This is a genomic window from Moritella viscosa (genome assembly GCF_900120065.1).
Lineage (GTDB): Bacteria > Pseudomonadota > Gammaproteobacteria > Enterobacterales > Moritellaceae > Moritella > Moritella viscosa.
Genome location: NZ_FPLG01000088.1, coordinates 115,135 through 133,526, shown reverse-complemented (window position 1 = coordinate 133,526; position 18,392 = coordinate 115,135). Strand labels below are relative to the sequence as shown.

Below are 18,392 nucleotides of genomic sequence, written 5' to 3'. Positions count from 1 at the left end.
GGCATAAGATAGCTTAATCGTGCAGAAGATAATAAGATGAAACAGATAAATATGTACTTAGCATCACAGTCGCCGCGTCGCCGTGAATTACTGACGCAAATTGGTGTCGAATTTTCGGTGTTAGCCGTTGAGGTTGAAGAGCAGCAACAATCGGGCGAACTTGCTGCTGATTATGTTGCTCGATTAGCACGCGATAAAGCCCAAGCCGGTACTGTGGTTCTAGAAAATGCTAACGTCGAGCAGGGATACTCTCACGCAGCTGCTGAATATGTAGTGTTAGGTGCCGATACCATCGTGGTATATGCCGGACAAGTGTTAGAAAAACCAGTTGATGAAGCAGATTCGAAACGTATGTTGAGTTTATTATCAGGTCATGAACATGAAGTGATGACCGCCGTTGCACTTGCCGATACCAGCCGTTGCTGGGTTGAAGTTGTGACTACTCAGGTACAGTTTCGAGAAATATCAGCCACTGAAATGCATGATTACTGGTGCACCGGTGAACCCACTGATAAAGCGGGTAGTTATGCGATCCAAGGTATTGCAGGTAAATTTGTTAGCCATATTAGCGGCAGCTATAGCGCTGTTGTTGGCTTACCATTAATGCAAACAGAGCAGTTAATTCAAGCCTTTAAGGCAGAACAGAATAAGTAATGAAGGGCTAAATAATATGGGTCTAACGACAGAGTTATTAGTAAATGTTACCCCGAGCGAAACTCGTGTTGCCTTGATTGAAAATGGCATATTACAAGAAATACATGTAGAACGTGAAGCGAAACGTGGCATCGTGGGTAATATCTATAAAGGTAAAGTAAGTCGGGTATTACCGGGCATGCAGGCTGCATTTATTGATATTGGTCTTGATAAAGCGGCATTTTTACATGCGTCAGATATTGTCCCGCATACAGAGTGTGTTGCCGCGGGTGAAAAAAAGCATTTTAAAGTCGCAGATATTTCTCAGCTGGTGCGTCAAGGCCAGGATATCACAGTACAAGTGGTGAAAGATCCGATGGGTACTAAAGGTGCGCGTCTCACCACCGATATTACGTTACCCTCTCGCTATTTGGTCTTTATGCCGGGCAGTTCTCATGTGGGTGTCTCACAACGTATTGATTGTGAAGAAGAGCGTGATCGCTTAAAACGTGTTACCGAAGCCCAGATTGATGAATTGGGTGGTTATATCATTCGTACGGCAGCAGATGGTGTCCGTGATAAAGAAATTGAACAAGACATTGCTTACTTAAAACGTTTATGGACCAAAGTGCTACAACGTCAGAAAAGTAATCCAAGTGCGAGTATGTTGTATCAGGATCCATCATTAGCATTCCGTATTATTCGTGATTTTGTTGGTTCGCCATTGGATAAAATTCGAGTCGATTCTCGTCTTGCTTATACTGAGTTATGTGAATTCACGGAATCCTATGTGCCTGAGTTAGTCAGCTCATTAGAGCTCTATACGGGTGAGCGTCCTATTTTTGAAATGTACGATGTTGAAAATGAATCGCAGCGTGCTTTAGAGCGTAAAGTCACTTTAAAATCAGGTGGTTATTTAATCATTGATCAGACGGAAGCGATGACGACGATTGATATTAATACTGGTGCTTTTGTCGGTCATCGAAACCTTGAAGATACTATTTTTAATACCAATGTTGAATCAACCCAAGCGATTGCACGACAACTGAGATTACGTAATCTGGGTGGCATTATCATTATCGATTTTATTGATATGCAAAGTTCTGAGCATCGCCGCCGGGTGATGGAATGTTTAGAGGCCGCATTAAGTCATGATCGCGCTAAAACGAATACTCATGATTTCTCGGCGTTAGGATTAGTCGAAATGACCCGTAAACGTACCCGTGAATCATTAGAACACGTGCTATGTTCGGATTGTCCAACGTGTGATGGCCGTGGTTCAGTGAAAACAGTTGAAACGGTATGTTATGAAATCTTCCGTGAAGTAACCCGTGTTAATCGTGCTTATGATGCGGATCAGTTTAACGTTTATGCCTCTGTCGCTGTTGCTGAGTATATTGAAAAAGAAGAGTCACACAGTATTGCTGAATTGGAATTGTTTATGGGTAAGCAGGTGAAGATAAAGCCTGAACCGTTATATTTGCAAGAGCAATTTGATGTGGTAATGATGTAGCGTGACAGCTAAACGAAATTGGCTAAGAAGGTGTGGTAAAGCATGCCTCTATACTTTCGCCTGCTTAGCTGTTTTCTCTGCAGTCTCAATTAGCCTATTACGGGCGAGTTTACCTTACCTGAATCAATATCATGATCGGGTTATTGATTGGTTGGTGGCGGATCAATCGGTAAGTATTGAAGTAGAAAGTATTGATGCGGGCTGGTATAAATTCGGCCCGGTATTAATTATTAATACTTTAGACGTTAAGTTTGATGAGTCATTGCCGTATGACTTTGACGTTGAGCGCATCAAGATCAGTATTGATTTTTGGAATAGTTTATTAGAGCGGAAATTACTACTCAATAATCTAATTTTAGATGGAGCCCAGATCAAGCTTCCGATCTCTCCCTTCGAACGCTCCACGGAACAAGAAACTAATCTTGCCACTCCTGAATTAACCCGCTTACTGGATGTGTTTTTTCGTCAACTCAAAAATTTCGAATTAACCAATAGTAACTTACGGGTATTAACGCCTGCAGGTGAAGAAAAAGTTATTCATATCCGTGAATTTGCTTGGTTAAATCAAGGTCGTCGCCACCGTGGAGACGGTTGGGCATACATTAATGATGATATTGCCGATAATAATTTACGTATCATGGTCGATGTGACGAGTGCCAAAAATGATTTAACCAATGTCAGTGGTCAAGTGTATGTTCAGGCAGAGAACATGAGTTTGTCTAATTGGTTTGAAAAAGTATTGTTTAAACGCGAAGGCTTAAAACAAGGCGTATTAAGCTTCGAAAGTTGGATTGATATTGTCAATAACAAACCGACATCGGCATTATTACAATTACAGCCTTCAACCTTCACTTGGCAAAATGAAACTCGACAACAAAGTTTGAATATCTGGGGTGGTTATTTACAATGGCAATTAACCGATTCTGGGTGGCAATTAGACAGTCATGATCTGGCGCTGGTCACCAATGGTATTATGTGGCCGCAACTTGATATACAAGTCAGACAGCAAAAAGGTGAAATACTTGCCGCTGTAAATCAACTTGAGCTGTCTAACTTGGCACCTATGGTGGCCCTGTCTCGTCATGTTGATGAAGCCTTGTTTAAAGATCTTAAAACCCTATATCCACACGGATTAGTCCATGATATTAAGGTTAAAGTACCACTGCAAGACTGGACTCAGTTAAGCTATCAATTGAAGGTTGATGGTCTACAGCTACAAAGTTGGCAGGGTTTTCCTAGTATTGAGAATGCCGATATTGCACTAACGGGTAGTTTAGAGGCTGGCAAGGTCAGCATTGATATGACTGATGCGGAATTAGATCTTAGCCACCACTTAGAGCATCCTATTCGGGTTAATCAATTTTCGACAGACTTTATCTGGCGTCGTTACAGTAATACAGAAGATGTTGATAGCAAGAATGGCAATGGTATTGAGATCATCGCCGATAAAATTACCCTTGATACTCCAGAGATTGTCCTCGATAGTCAATTTTTATTAGATATCCCCACTAACGCTAATGCTTTTTTAAGCCTTGCAGGTGATCTTAAATTACGTGATGCCAGTAAAGCATTTTATTACTACCCAAGCGAATATATGGGTGAAGCATTAATTGATTATCTTCGTGGTGCATTAAAACAAGGCTATGCCGATAATGGCCAATTGTTGTGGTTTGGTGAATTTGCTAATTATCCTTATCGTAATGGCGATGGAATATTCCAAACTAAGCTGAATGTCGTTGATGCTGTGTTTGCTTTTGATTCACAATGGCCAAGCGTAACCGACTTAGAACTTGAGTTATTATTTAAAAACGATGATTTATTTATGTCATCCCGAAAAGGTAACTTGGATCAAGTCGCGATCTCTCGTGTGGACTTGCAACTGCCTCGTTTAGGGGATGTGAAAGCGCTTGGTATTCAAGCGCAATTTAAGACGACGGGCGCGCAAGCCAAATCCCTTATTGATTCCAGTCCGTTACCTGAAGTGACTAATGCGTTAAACAGTCTCCAAGTTTCAGGTGATATTAATGGGAAAATAGATATTGTTATTCCATTTACCGATGATGCTCAAGTGGTGGTAAAAGGGGACATAGACTTAGTTAATGACCGTATGTACTTGCCTGCGCTTGATTTGACCTTTACTGATGTTAACGGCAGTTTCACATTTGATGATGATGGTTTGTTATCGACACCGTTAACGGCAAAATTACTCGGCGAACCACTTGATGTTCGCTTTCGTAGTGGGCAGAAAAATGCGCATTATCAGGTAAATGTTGAACTTGCTGGTCAGTGGCAAAGTAATAATATTATGGCTCAGTTAATGCCACAATATCAGCAATATGCTTCTGGTGGTATAGACTGGAAAGGCTCATTAAACATGGTGTTTCCTGAACAAGGATTTAACTATGAATTTGATGTGCAGAGTGACTTACAAAACCTAACACTCGATTTACCTATGCCATTAGAAAAAATAGCTACTCAGGATTGGCCAACTAATATTTCTGTGGTTGGTAATGATAAGCAAGCGAGTATTCAATTAACCGCCAGTGATGCGATGTATTTTTCTGGACAGGTTAATTATGCGAAGGAACAGCTAGAACTTATTCAATCATTAGTACAGATTGGTCATGCTGATGAACTGCTGATAAGTGATTCGGCCAATGCTATCGTTGTCAATGTTGATCAGCTTGATATTGCCGAGTGGCTATTATGGTATGGCGGATTACCTGACAGTGAATTTGATGTGAGTAGTACGGTGGAACCCTTATCCTCAATAAAAATCTCGGTAGCAAATACGGTTTACTATCAACAGCCTTTGAATGATTTAACGATAACGGCGACAAAAAGTTATCATAACTGGGGTATTGATCTTAAAGCGAGTGAGTTTAATGGTTCGGTTGTTATTCCGGATACCGGTAATATAAATATCGACTTTGATTATCTTTATTTGCCTGATCTGGTACTACCGTCAGATGCAACTAATGATGCAGACGTTGCACAAGAAACCAAATCAGCAGCACTTGTCTGGCAAGATGTTCCCGGTTTCAATTTCAATTGTGGAGCTTGTATTCTGGGAAAAATTAATTTAGGAAGTACATCTGCAAAAGTGATTAAAAGTACGTCTGGCTTAACACTTAAAGCTCTTGATATTGATATGGAACATTCAAAAGTCGCCATGACTGGGCGTTGGTTCACAGATAAAGAAGGTAATCAATCGACTCAATTACAGGGTGAGTTAAAAACCAAAAGTGTTGAAGAATTTATGACGGGCTTAGGATTAATTAGCCCGTTAGCGAAAACGCCTGCCGATGTGGACTTTAGTCTTGCTTGGCAAGATCAACCTTTTAATATTGATGGTGACTCGTTGAGTGGTCACGCCACGATAATAACGAAAGCAGGGCGGATCTCTAATGTTAGTGATAAAGGTACTCGTTTTTTAAGTGTGCTGAGCTTACAGTCATTAGTGAAACGATTAAGTTTAGATTTTAGTGATGTGTATAATGATGGTTTACCGTATTCATCAATGCAGGCATCATTACAGATTGCTGATGGTGCGATTCATAATCGTGATTTTTTGTTGAATTCAAGCAGTGGTAAAATTACCGGTAGCGGCTACCTTGATTTAGTGACTCGCACCATTAATTATAATTTAAGCTTTTTTCCTGATGTGACGTCGAGTTTACCGGTATTGACTGCGTTTGCAGTCACGCCAACAACAGCATTGGCTGTATTTGCCTTATCGAAGATCTTGGAGCCTGTGCTTGAAGTGATCACTGAGCTTAAATTTAATGTCAGTGGTGACGTTGACAATCCGGTATTTACGGAAGTAAAACGGAATAAAAAACAGATTGCAGTGCCCGATAAATTAATCAACGCTGCAGAGTCGGAAACTACAAGGAATAAGTGATGCAATTAGTGGCGATTCAAATGACCTCTGGTGCTGATATTACGGTAAACTTAGCGTATGTAGCCTCGCAACTTAGGCTGATTAATACTGGTGTTGAACCGACCTTAGTATTATTGCCAGAGAATTTTGCATTATTTTCTAATCGTGATGATTATTTCTCTCATGCAGAGTCCTTAGGCCAAGGGCCTGTACAGCAGCAACTTGCAGACTGGGCTAAGCAATATAAATGTTGGCTGGTGGCGGGTTCTTTTCCTATTCTTAGTCATAGTAATGAGCGTATTTATACCACCAGTTTAGCATTTGACCCGAATGGGGAATTGGTGCAACATTACAACAAGATTCACTTGTTTGATGCCCATGTACCTGCAGTATTAACCGCCGCGAGTAATAATCAAGAGAAGACCGTCATAAACGTTCAAGCGTATAAAGAGTCGGATAGTTTCATACCTGGCGACAGCGTCGCCACCTTTACCGTTGGTGATGTTAAGTTTGGTATGGCTATTTGTTATGACTTACGTTTCCCAGAGCTATTTCGGGTACTCAGTGTCGCCAAGGTTGATGTGTTATTATTGCCAGCTGCATTCACTTATGCGACAGGTAAAGCGCACTGGTTACCACTGTTACAAGCCCGAGCGATAGAAAATCAATGTTACGTGTTAGCGGCGAATCAGGTGGGTGACCATGGCCAAAATCGCCATACTTGGGGACATTCTGTTATCTTAGACCCTTGGGGTGAAATTCTGGCGCAACAAACCTTTGCGTGTGGTATTAGTTGTGCAAAATTAGACAAAGAAAAGTTAGTACAAGTACGTACTGATATACCTATTTTACAACATGCGCGCTTTACGGCGAGCTTGAAAAATAAAGAGTAAAAACTCAGATGATATTTGAACAAGTCGAAAATTCAATTTTACTGCCAGCCGATTTAAATATCGATAAGCTGCAGAGTACACTGTCATTATTGATGGGCAATCAGCTTGATTATGGTGATCTTTATTTCCAAGCTTGCAAACATGAATCTTGGGGTTTAGAAGACGGTATCGTCAAAGAAGGGTCGTTTAATATCGAGAGGGGTGTTGGTGTTCGAGCTGTTTCTGGTGAGAAAACTGGTTTTGCTTATTCTGATGATATCAATCTACAAGCATTAATCCAGTCTGCGAAAGCGGCACGAGGTATTGCTGCTAGCGGCGGTGAAGGTAAAGTTAAAGCATGGAGTAAACCTCAAGGCAGTGAAATATATCAGCCATTAGATCCATTAGTGAGTATGGATAAGCAACGTAAAATAGCCTTGTTGCACGAGGTTGATGTGTACGCTCGGTCATTAGATTCACATGTTACACAAGTGAGTGTGAGCTTGTCGGCAGTATACGAAGAGATCTTGGTTGCTGCAACTGATGGCACTCTTGCGGCGGATATTCGACCATTAGTACGCATGAACTGCTCTGTGCTGATTGAGAAAAATGGCAAACGTGAACGTGGCGGCGCGGGTGGCGGTGGCCGTTATGGTTTTGATTATTTCTTAGATGATGTAGATGGTGTACAGCGTGCATTCAGCTATGCCAAAGATGCAGTGCGCCAAGCATTAGTTAATATTGATGCAATTGATGCACCTGCTGGTGCAATGCCTGTTGTTCTTGGTGCGGGTTGGCCGGGTGTATTACTACACGAAGCCGTGGGTCATGGTCTAGAAGGTGACTTTAACCGTAAAGGTACGTCTGCTTATGCGGGTAAGATTGGCGAGAAAGTAGCATCTTCACTGTGCACAATTGTTGATAATGGCACGCTAGCTAATCGCCGTGGTTCATTGAACATTGATGACGAAGGTACTGTGGCACAAAATACCATGTTGATTGAAAATGGTATTTTGAAAGGTTACATGCAAGATAAGCTTAACGCCCGTTTGATGGGGGTGGAGTCTACGGGTAACGGTCGTCGTGAATCATTCGCGCATTTACCTATGCCGCGTATGACTAATACGTATATGTTACCTGGTGAGAGTACACCAGAAGAGATCATTAGCACGGTTGAGAAAGGTATTTATGCACCTAACTTTGGTGGTGGTCAAGTTGATATTACTTCGGGTAAATTTGTATTCTCTGCATCTGAAGCGTATTTAATTGAGAACGGTAAAATCACCACCCCAATTAAAGGGGCGACTTTGATCGGTAATGGTCATGAAGCAATGCAGCATATCTCAATGGTTGGTAACGACCTAGCATTAGATAAAGGTGTGGGTATTTGTGGTAAGGAAGGTCAGAGTATCCCTGTTGGTGTTGGTCAGCCTACACTGAAATTAGATAGCATGACTGTGGGTGGCACTGGTAGCTAATTTGCTATCTGTGTTATTCATTTGATAAAAATAAAGCCCTAGCAAGTATATAAATGACTTGTTAGGGCTTTATTGTTTGTGCAGACTAATATTATAGACCCGCTATCTCGCGTAGGTGTTTAAAGATTTCTTTGCTTGGTTTAGCTGCTTTCAGCGGCTTTTCCGCTTTAAGTTCTTTATTCACTTGGCGAATCAGTTGACGTAGTTTTTGACGATCAGCGTTTGGATATTTTTCCATTAACACTGTGATCGCAGCATCACCACCGGCAATTAATTCATCACGAACAATCTCTAATTTTGTTAACTCAACCGTTGCTTGGTTATGTTTATTAGTGATCTTGTCGTATGCCAATTGAATCGGCTCGAGACCATCGCTACGCATAATTTTGCACATGTACGATAGATGTCTGCTGTAAGCATCTGTACGTACAGCAATTTTTCTTGCCGTCACAATTGCCGCGAGTAAGTGTTCAGAAAAATCCATTTTGGCAATCTCTGCTTTACTTAGTAAAGAGATCGCGCCAGCAAGTTTAAGCGTCTTAGCTATTTCAATTTTGTTTTCTGCACGACTTTGATATAGCTCGTCGTCTTCAGCACGTCGGTAAGACTTTTCGCTGGTAATATTCCGTTCTTTTACGCTCATAATATTCTTTTTCAAAACGATTGATATGTTAATTGTATCAGTTTATTGCTAATTGCGCAGTTGCTGCAGGAATTTTTATCGCAACATGGTATGCTTAATCTAGTATAACTTATTGAAATGAGCCCATGAACTTAAAACAGCAAATTACATTAGAACAAAATAAATTGGAATTAGCCGTTACTCAGGCACTCGATATCGCGAAAAAGGCAGGCGCGACTGATGCTGAAGTAGCTATTTCACGACAAACGGGTTTGTCTGTGAGTACACGCATGGGCGAAGTTGAAAATGTTGAATTCAACCATGATGGGGCATTAGGTATCTGTGTATACCGCGGTCAACGTAAAGGTAATGCATCAACCTCTGATTTAAGTGAAGCGGCAATTAAAAGCACCGTTGCTGCGGCGTTAGATATCGCATTACATACAGCTGAAGATGAATTTGCTGGTCTTGCTGATCGTGACCTAATGGCGTTTGAACCAGAAGACCTAGATTTATGTCATCCAATTGAAATTGAACCTGAGTATGCCATTGAGCAAGCTTGTCTCACCGAACGTTTAGCCTTGGCGCAAGATTCTCGTATTGTGAACAGTGAAGGTGCATTTACCAGCCATAGTAGCATTAAAGTTTATGGGAACAGTCATGGTCTCGTGAATGGCTATGCAAGTACCCGCCATAGTATGAGTTCGGTATTAATTGCAGAGCAAGACGGCGCAATGGAACGTGATTACGGCTATTCAATGGCGCGTGACGCAAGTAAATTGTGGACACCTGAGCAAGTAGCTACCGAAGCGGTTAATCGTACTGTAGACCGTTTAGGCGCGCGTAAAATAGATACCTGTAATGTCCCGGTTATTTTCCATCATGATGTTGCAAGTAGCTTAATGGGTCAGCTAGTCATGGGTATTAGCGGTGGTAGCTTATATCGTAAGTCATCATTCTTATTAGATAAGTTAGGCGAACAAATTTTCCCTGACTGGCTAAATATCCAAGAACGTCCGCATATTAAAGGTGGTTTAGCCTCATCTATGTATGATGCTGAAGGTGTGCGTACTAAAGATTTAAATGTTGTAGAACAAGGTATTTTAAAGAGCTACCTATTAACCAGCTACAGCGGTCGTAAATTGGGTATGCAAACAACTGGTCATGCTGGAGGTATCCATAACTGGAATGTCACTGGTAAAGGCGAGACATTAGGTCAACTGTGTCGTCAAATGGGCACTGGTTTATTGGTGACTGAATTGATGGGGCAGGGGGTGAATATTGTAACGGGTGATTATAGCCGTGGCGCCTCAGGTTTCTGGGTTGAGAATGGTGAGCTGCAGTATCCAGTACACGAGATCACAATCGCAGGTAATTTAACTGATATGTTCAAAAATATTGTTGCCGTCGGTAACGATATCGATGTTCGTAGCAGTATTCTGATGGGCTCAACGCTATTAGAATCAATGCAGATTGCTGGTAACTAATATCCCCCAAGTTTAAATGAAAAAGCCAGTGTCATGATGACACTGGCTTTTTACGTTATAGGTTATTCACTTTACTTTATGATCTCTGCTTCCGTTAAAAAGGCTAACCGTAAACCAGTGTTGCCATGCCTAAGAAGGCAAATAGACCGACGACATCGGTAACGGTTGTGAGAGCCATACCGCCAGCTAATGCAGGATCGATATTGTATTTCTTCATTGCCAGTGGAATGACAACGCCAGCAAGTCCGCCCATCGCCATGTTGATAAACATTGCGCCACCAATGATTAGGCCTAGAGATGGGTCGCCTTTCCATAATGATACTATGATAGCAATAGATATTGCCCAGATAGCACCGTTCAGTGCGCCTACCATGGCTTCTTTACCAATTAGCCAACGGCTATTGTCGTCATTAATATGGCCAACAGCCATACCTCGAATAACGAGTGCGAGGGTTTGATTACCAGCAATACCGCCCATACTCGGCACTATGGTCATTAAAATAGCCAGTGTAGCGAGTTGTTCCAAGGTTGCTTCAAACATGTTAGAGACGGATGCAGCAGTTAGTGCGGCAATTAAATTAACCCCAAGCCAGAGTGTTCGACGTTTGGTACTTTGCATCACTGGCGCGAAGGTATCTTCATCGTCATCCATACCGGCCATACCCATCATGTCATGCTCGGCATTTTCACGAATAATATCAACCACGTCATCGATGGTAATACGTCCGAGTAGTTTGCCTGAATCATCAATTACAGGCGCTGAGATCCAGTCATGACGTTCAAATAGCTTTGCAATCTCAGAGGTATCCATATTGGCAGGTAAGGTTTCTGCTTCGCGATCCATAATAGTGCGAATCACACTGTTTGGATCTGTTGTTAATAACATGGCTAAGGGTACATCGCCAATTAAGCGATCATCTTTATCAACCACGTATAAAGTATCTGTAGCTTCGGGCAATTCACCGCGTAAACGGATATAACGTAAGATCACATCGACAGTCACATCAGGTCTTAAAGTAATTGTGTCTGTGTCCATGATACTGCCTGCAGTATCTTCTGGATACGCCATCGCGGTTTCTAAACGTTGCCGATCCTGAGTATCCATTTGGGTGATAACTTCTTGATAGATACTGTCTGGTAAACTACGGAGTATATTTGCTAAATCATCGGTATCTAAACCTTCTGTTGCAGCAACAAGGGATTCCGTATCCATCATTTTGAGAATACTGGTTTTGGCATCTTCATTAAGTTCGTCAAGGATCTCACCCTGCATTTCTGAGTCGGTCAAACGCCACAGTACTTTACGACAAGCTGGTGGTGATGATTCCAGTAATAACGCAATATCACAAGGGGGAGTTTGGTAGAGCATTCGTTTCACGTGAACAAACATACCACTATCAAGTGCTTCGTTCACTTCGCTTAAACGTAGGTGTGTGCTGTCATGCTCCATCTTTTCTGGCATATGTAGTCCCCATTCTTATCATTCTTCTGCAAGACCTTGCTCGCTGGTGCTGCGTAATTCTAGCTTAATCTGTATTTATAATCAGCATTAACAATAAAGTATAATAATTAACTGTATAGATTGTTAAAGCCATTGCAAATGAGTCCTAGCTAATTTTATGTTTGTTTTTTTCTAAGGTTTGATGGCGAGTTTGCACTACACGATTTTGTAGTTTAAAGCTCTTTGCTAATTGTTCAGCAATGAATACTGAACGATGTTGGCCACCTGTACAACCGATAGCAACTGTGACATAACTGCGGTTGTTTTTTTCTAACATTGGTAACCAAGTCGTGAGTAAGTTTTCAATTTGTTGGGAAAAGCTCATTACATCAGGTTGTTGACTCAGGTATTTAATAACTGGTTCATCAAGACCTGTATAAGGTTTTAATTCAGGGATCCAATGGGGATTTGGTAGAAAACGGACATCAAATACATAATCGGCATCCATAGGTAGGCCATGTTTAAAACCAAACGATTGAAATACTAAGACAAGTTGGTTGTTTTTCTTTCCTAAAATGCGTTCTTTAATTTGTTCACTAAGTTCATGAATGTTGAGTTCAGTAGTATCGATTTTTAAATCAGCGAGTAAAGCTAAAGGGCTTAATCGTTTCTCTTCTATTTCAATGGCTTGCGATAGGGATAGTTCGTCTTTTGTGAGAGGGTGAAGACGTCTGGTTTCACTATAACGTTTGATGAGCACAGATTTATTGGTATCAAGAAATAAACTAGTTAACTCGGTGCTCGCTCTTAACTCAGCAATGATGTCGTTTAATTCTTTTTTTTCTGTTGGTAAGTTACGGACATCAATACTCACAGCCATTTTTTCGGTTTGGTCATTTAAGGTTTGTAGAAGTTGCGGTAGTAATTTTACTGGCAGGTTATCTACGCAATAGTAGCCTAGATCTTCAAGTACGCGTAATGCAATGGATTTTCCGGACCCTGATTGGCCGCTGACTATTATTAATTTCATCTTTTGTCCTCACATCTGCGCAGTAAATATATCGTGACCATAGTCAACACTAGGTTGCTAATTTAAAACTTACAGCGATATAAAATAATGGGGTCATTATCCCGCAATTGATTTGGATATGATATGTTTTAATTATGTCAGAAGCATTAATACCTAAAGGAAAAATGGTTTTCCTTTAGGTTATTTGTGGCGAGGTTAAAATTAATGGCGAATCAACTTCTCTTTATGCTTAATCACTTGGCGATCGAGCTTATCCATTAAGCCATCAATTGCGGCATACATGTCATTGTGTTCATGCACGGCAAAGATCTCACCCCCATTTAAATGTATTTTTGCTTCTGCAATTTGAAGTAATTTTTCAACATTTAAAATCACATGAATATTGTTTATATGATCAAAATGCCGTTCTAATTTGGAAAACTTGCTATCAACGTAATCTTTCAGTGAGTCTGTAATGTTTACATGTCTACCGGTTAAATTAATTTGCATATATGTCTCCCCTATGAAGGTTGGATTAGCCCTATAATAGGCTTTTACGCTGATTAGACGGTGGTATACTTAGTGCCTCTCGATATTTTGCAATCGTACGTCTAGCCACTTTGATACCTTGATCAGCAAGTAAATCAGCAATCTTGCTGTCACTTAATGGTTTAATGGCATTTTCTGCCGCGACCAATTTTTTTATTAATGCACGAATAGCGGTTGATGAACATTCTCCGCCATTGTCAGTACTGACATGGCTTGAAAAGAAAAATTTAAGTTCAAAAATACCACGTGGTGTATGCATAAACTTCTGCGTTGTTACCCGTGAAATCGTTGACTCGTGCATCTCCACTTCTTCGGCAATATCATTTAAAACCATAGGTTTCATGGCTTCATCGCCATATTCAAAGAAATCAACTTGGCGTTGAACAATACTTTTCGTTACTTTTAGTAAGGTTTCATTACGGCTTTCTAAGCTTTTAATAAACCATTTAGCTTCTTGTACATGGGTTCGAATAAACTGCCCGTCGCTGCTATTACGATTGCCTGTCGACAAGTTTGAATATTCATTGTTCACTTTTAATCTTGGCACAATGTCAGGATTTAACTCTACTACCCATTGATTATTTTTTTTCTTTACTAAAACATCGGGAATAACATACAGCCCTTCAGTCTGATCAATTACGTTGCCAGGTCTGGGTTCTAGACTCTGTATTAATTGCATGATCTCTTTAAGTTGTGGTTCTTTTAATTTTGTCTTACGGCTTAATTGACGGTAGTCGCGATTGCCCAATAAATCCATGTGAGACTGAATTATTTGCTGACATTCTGTTAACCAAGGTGTGTTTTTAGGTAAATGCTGGAGTTGGATCAATAAACATTCTTGTAATGAGCGCGCAGCAACGCCGATGGGATCGAAATGCTGAATACGCTTCAATACAGCTTCGATTTCATCTAATTCAATTTGTTCTTCACTACTGCTACTGTCGCTGAGTTCTTGGTGATCGCTATTGACGCTAGACAGGATATCTTCACAAGTCTGATTAAGGTAACCATGATCATCAATGCCATCAATAATCGCAACAGCAATAGCACGATCAGTGTCAGTAAAGGGGGTTAATTCCATTTGCCACATGAGATGCTCATATAAGCCTTCGCTAGTCTCACCTTGATAGACTTGGTCTAAGCCATCAATACCGCCACCCGCACTGCCGTGAGTCTGTATTTGAGGAGTGTAGACATCATCCCAATTACTGTCATTAGGTAGTTCATCTGGCATTGCTTCACTGGCGAGCGCATCACTCACTTCTATTTGGCTGGCATCGGTAACAGTGTCGTTATTATCCAGATTATGCTCATCGCTACTTTCTGCACCATTTGGCTGAGCTGTATTGGGATCTTCTTGTTCCAGTAGCGGATTACTGTCTAATGCTTCTTGAATCTCTTGTTGTAACTCCAAGGTCGATAATTGTAATAATCGAATCGCTTGTTGCAACTGTGGCGTCATTGCCAGAGATTGACTCATACGAAGTTGTAATGATGGCTTCATCTAACGACTACTCTCTCTCTTCCTTAATGCGGTAACGTATCAATATCAAACTATAGTCGGAATTGATCTCCAAGGTATACTTCTTTTACTTTTTCGTTGGATAAAATCTCTTCAGAAGTACCTGATGCGATCAAATGTCCATGGCTCACAATATAAGAGTGTTCACATACATCGAGCGTCTCACGTACGTTATGGTCGGTAATTAATACCCCTAAACCACGATCTCGCAGATGTTGAATAATTTTTTTAATATCACCAACCGAGATTGGATCAACGCCAGCAAACGGTTCATCTAATAAAATAAACTTTGGATCTGCTGCGAGTGCGCGGGCAATCTCAACGCGGCGGCGTTCACCACCCGATAAGCTCATTCCTAAACTATCGCGAATATGGGTGATATGAAATTCTTCTAATAATTCTTCTAACTTTTCTTCACGTTCGAAACGCGTTAGTTCAGTTCGTAACTCTAAGATTGCCATGATATTTTTCGTTACCGATAAACGACGAAAAATAGATGCTTCTTGGGGTAAGTAACCAATACCTTGTTGTGCACGAATGTGCATTGGCTCATGCGTTAATTCTTGGTCATCAATGAAGATTTGTCCATGATCTCGCTTAACCAAACCAACTACCATGTAAAAGGTGGTGGTTTTACCTGCGCCATTAGGCCCAAGTAAACCAACAATTTGGCCTGATTCAACTTCGAGACTCACATCTGACACAACTTTTCGTTTGTTATAACTTTTTGCTAAGTGTGATACTTTTAAACGTGCCATATGAATTCATTTACTCTAATTAGTTTTGTTGTCTTCAGGAGTGAAAATAGTGATCACTCGATCGGATTCATGCTTGCCGCTTTCGGCTATCATTTCTTGTTTGTCAATTTGGTAGATGATCTTGTCACTTTTAACTTCGCTATCAGCTTGGCGTAAACGTGCATTTTTTGACAAAGTTAAGCGTTTTTTACCCAGTTCGTAGCGGATCTCATCAGATTCGGCCTTAATTTTTTTACCGTCATCAAGCTCTTGATAAAAAGTAGCTGGCGACCCTGTGGCAATCATTACTTCTGTGCCTTTTTCGCCCGAGCTTAATACCGTGAGTTTATCGGCATTTATTAATATCGTCCCCTGAGTAACCACTACACTGTCATAAAATATTACTCGGTTCTCTTTAATAAATACTTCTTGACGTTTGGAATTAACGACAACATTTTCTTTAAAATCAGACTCTAATGCGAGAGCTGAATTACTCATGAATAATGTTAATAGTAAAACTTTATATTTTTTCATCATTAGTATAAATCGCTTCAACTTGCTTAAGGATTGTCATGTATTCTTGCTTTAAATCACCTTCAAGTCCGACACCTGTTTGATGAAATAAGTCCCCTGAAATGGTAATCAATTGATCGCTACGCACCAAGTTTTTGGCAAGCTCTAATTGTAAATAACTGGTAGTTATAACATCAATATAATCATTTTTGTTCATGTTTTTGATAACAACATCATTTCGTAGTGTTGCTACATCGTCACTACTGAAGTTACCTTCTTTTGCTTGGATTTTCCATGTCGCTTGCGCATTTTCATCATAAATAATAATAACGGGGTTAGTAAACATTGTCATGCCTAACTCACCATAATGCTCCATGCTATCTGCAAAAATGCGACGTATAATTTTTCCTTCAGTACTAAACTCAACGCTACGTAGAATTTGAGCAGTGAAATCAGGCTGATATTCGGTTGACGTTGCAGTTGTAGACTCGTCATCAGGTGAAAAAAAACGCCAAATGCCAAGCGCACAAAGAAAAAGGACCACAAACCCCATATTTTGACGACTCATACAGAGGTGCCCTGTGCTTGGTCTAAAATCCCTTTGGCCAATAGAATTAGATCTGCTAATTCTCTTACAGCACCAAAACCACCGCGAATGGAGGTGCTAAAGTCGGCACTTTTTTTAACAAGGGGGTGGGCATCGGCAACGGCAACGCTGAGTCCACAAAGATTCATTACCGGTAAATCAATAACGTCATCACCAATATAACCAACATGCTCTGGCGATATTTTTAGTTCTTCGATCAGCATATTAAATGCGATGACTTTATTGTCTTGGCCTTGATAGATATGTTTAACACCTAAACCTTGCATACGGTTAGCTACAATCGTGGATTGACGGCCAGTGATCACAGCAACTTCGATATCGGCATTAAGGAGTGATTTTACGCCAAAACCATCGCGAGTGTGAAAGGCTTTTAGTTCTTCACCGTCGTTACCCATGTATACGCGGCCATCAGAAAAAACGCCATCTATATCACAAATGAGCAGTTTTAATGTTTTTGCTTTGGTTAAGATGTCTTGTGAGATTGGGCCGTATAATGTATTAATCATTTTATAGTACACCTGCGCGTAGTAAGTCATGCATGTTGAAGGCGCCGACGGGCTCTTGTTGTTCATTGATGACAATTAAACCGTTAACTTTTTTGTTTTCCATGACGGCAAGGGCTTCTGCAGCCAAGATATGTCCATTAATAGTAACACATCTGTGTGTCATTACTTCACTGATTGGGGTTTGGTGAATATCTATACGTGCATCAAGGATACGGCGTAAATCACCATCTGTGAAAATACCAACTAGCTTAGTCCCGTCATTAACAGCCGTCATACCAAGACCTTTGCGAGAGACTTCTAATAGTGCGTCAGAGATAGTCTCGGTTTGTTGTACGCTTGGTACGTCGTCACCTTTATGCATAATGTCTGAAATACGTAATAATAATTTTCTGCCTAGGCTACCGCCGGGATGAGATAGTGCAAAATCATTTGCGGTAAACCCTTTTGCTTCGAGTAAGGCCACTGCGATAGCATCACCCATCACTAGGCTTGCTGTGGTACTCGATGTCGGTGCTAATCCCAGTGGGCAAGCTTCTTTATCAACTTTAATACATAAACTAATTTTTGCTTCGCGCGCCATGGTTGAATTAGTACTACCTGTCATTGCAATAATAGGAATGCTTAAGCGTTTAAGCACCGGATATAATGCTAGAATTTCATCTGATTCACCTGAATTAGATAACGCAATAACCACATCACCACGTTCAATCATACCAAGATCACCATGGCTTGCTTCGGCAGGATGTACAAAGAACGCAGGGGTTCCTGTACTGGCTAATGTCGCGGCAATTTTATTAGCGATATGCCCTGATTTACCCATGCCAGTCACAATGACTTTGCCTTTACATGCGATTAATAATTCACAAGTCGCGGTAAACGTGGCATCAATATATTGGCTCAATTGAGAAATCGCTGCCGCTTCCGTGTTAATGACATTAAGCGCGCTTTGGCAATAGTTAAACTGACTCGACATGGTTACTCCCTAATGAAAATATTGTTTAATATTGAGATTAAACAGCA

General features: G+C 40.8%; 16 protein-coding genes. 6 read left to right on the top strand and 10 right to left on the bottom strand.

Translation table 11 applies throughout. The features are described from left to right. The first annotated feature begins 36 nt into the window (after nucleotides 1-36). Genes BT797_RS12700 through tldD form a run of 5 tightly spaced genes read left to right on the top strand, consistent with a single transcriptional unit; the run spans nucleotide 37 to nucleotide 8,379 of the window. On the top strand, nucleotides 37-654 hold the full coding sequence (locus BT797_RS12700) for a Maf family protein (RefSeq protein ID WP_075472287.1): 618 nt from the start codon (nucleotides 37-39) through the stop codon (nucleotides 652-654). A gap of 16 nt (nucleotides 655-670) precedes the next feature. Beyond that, a complete protein-coding gene (rng, locus tag BT797_RS12695) occupies nucleotides 671-2,146 on the top strand; it encodes a ribonuclease G (RefSeq protein ID WP_045112158.1) in 1,476 nt (491 codons plus the stop codon). Between the two features lies 1 nt (nucleotide 2,147). Further along, nucleotides 2,148-6,050, top strand: coding sequence for a YhdP family protein (locus BT797_RS12690; protein WP_075472285.1), 3,903 nt, complete (start codon nucleotides 2,148-2,150; stop codon nucleotides 6,048-6,050). Continuing rightward, entirely contained in the window at nucleotides 6,050-6,922 is an 873-nt protein-coding gene (locus tag BT797_RS12685) for a carbon-nitrogen hydrolase family protein (protein WP_045112157.1), read from the top strand. Before BT797_RS12690 ends, BT797_RS12685 begins: the two co-directional genes overlap by 1 nt. An 8-nt stretch (nucleotides 6,923-6,930) precedes the next feature. Next, the gene (gene tldD / locus BT797_RS12680; RefSeq protein WP_045112156.1) at nucleotides 6,931-8,379 is read left to right on the top strand and encodes a metalloprotease TldD; all 1,449 of its coding nucleotides are present in this window, start codon (nucleotides 6,931-6,933) and stop codon (nucleotides 8,377-8,379) included. A gap of 91 nt (nucleotides 8,380-8,470) precedes the next feature. On the opposite strand, the gene yjgA is transcribed toward tldD, so the two are convergent. After that, nucleotides 8,471-9,022: a ribosome biogenesis factor YjgA gene (gene yjgA, locus BT797_RS12675; protein WP_045112155.1), complete on the bottom strand. Its 552-nt coding sequence runs from the start codon at nucleotides 9,020-9,022 to the stop codon at nucleotides 8,471-8,473. Between the two features lie 125 nt (nucleotides 9,023-9,147). Between yjgA and pmbA the strand changes: the two genes are divergently transcribed. Next, nucleotides 9,148-10,488, top strand: a complete 1,341-nt coding sequence (pmbA, locus tag BT797_RS12670; protein WP_075472283.1) for a metalloprotease PmbA — start codon at nucleotides 9,148-9,150, stop codon at nucleotides 10,486-10,488. Between the two features lie 103 nt (nucleotides 10,489-10,591). Here pmbA and mgtE read toward each other — a convergent pair whose 3' ends face one another. The 9 genes from mgtE to BT797_RS12625 form a co-directional block, all read right to left on the bottom strand. Then, a complete protein-coding gene (mgtE, locus tag BT797_RS12665) occupies nucleotides 10,592-11,950 on the bottom strand; it encodes a magnesium transporter (RefSeq protein ID WP_045112153.1) in 1,359 nt (452 codons plus the stop codon). A 145-nt stretch (nucleotides 11,951-12,095) separates the two neighbouring features. Continuing rightward, nucleotides 12,096-12,959, bottom strand: a complete 864-nt coding sequence (rapZ, locus tag BT797_RS12660; protein ID WP_045112152.1) for an RNase adapter RapZ — start codon at nucleotides 12,957-12,959, stop codon at nucleotides 12,096-12,098. Nucleotides 12,960-13,160: 201 nt separating this feature from the next. Then, a complete protein-coding gene (gene hpf / locus BT797_RS12655) occupies nucleotides 13,161-13,448 on the bottom strand; it encodes a ribosome hibernation promoting factor (RefSeq protein WP_045112151.1) in 288 nt (95 codons plus the stop codon). Between the two features lie 31 nt (nucleotides 13,449-13,479). Then, nucleotides 13,480-14,991 (bottom strand): RNA polymerase factor sigma-54, encoded by a 1,512-nt coding sequence (locus BT797_RS12650; protein WP_075472281.1) that lies wholly within the window; start codon nucleotides 14,989-14,991, stop codon nucleotides 13,480-13,482. Between the two features lie 50 nt (nucleotides 14,992-15,041). Then, nucleotides 15,042-15,767 (bottom strand): LPS export ABC transporter ATP-binding protein, encoded by a 726-nt coding sequence (lptB, locus tag BT797_RS12645; RefSeq protein WP_045112149.1) that lies wholly within the window; start codon nucleotides 15,765-15,767, stop codon nucleotides 15,042-15,044. 15 nt (nucleotides 15,768-15,782) lie between these two features. Further along, a complete protein-coding gene (gene lptA, locus BT797_RS12640; RefSeq protein ID WP_244534188.1) occupies nucleotides 15,783-16,244 on the bottom strand; it encodes a lipopolysaccharide transport periplasmic protein LptA in 462 nt (153 codons plus the stop codon). Between the two features lie 22 nt (nucleotides 16,245-16,266). Further along, nucleotides 16,267-16,827 (bottom strand): LPS export ABC transporter periplasmic protein LptC, encoded by a 561-nt coding sequence (lptC, locus tag BT797_RS12635; RefSeq protein WP_075472279.1) that lies wholly within the window; start codon nucleotides 16,825-16,827, stop codon nucleotides 16,267-16,269. Next, nucleotides 16,824-17,372 (bottom strand): 3-deoxy-manno-octulosonate-8-phosphatase KdsC, encoded by a 549-nt coding sequence (kdsC, locus tag BT797_RS12630; protein ID WP_045112146.1) that lies wholly within the window; start codon nucleotides 17,370-17,372, stop codon nucleotides 16,824-16,826. Before kdsC ends, lptC begins: the two co-directional genes overlap by 4 nt. Nucleotide 17,373: 1 nt before the next feature. Next, on the bottom strand, nucleotides 17,374-18,345 hold the full coding sequence (locus tag BT797_RS12625) for a KpsF/GutQ family sugar-phosphate isomerase (protein ID WP_075472277.1): 972 nt from the start codon (nucleotides 18,343-18,345) through the stop codon (nucleotides 17,374-17,376). Nucleotides 18,346-18,392: the final 47 nt, after the last annotated feature.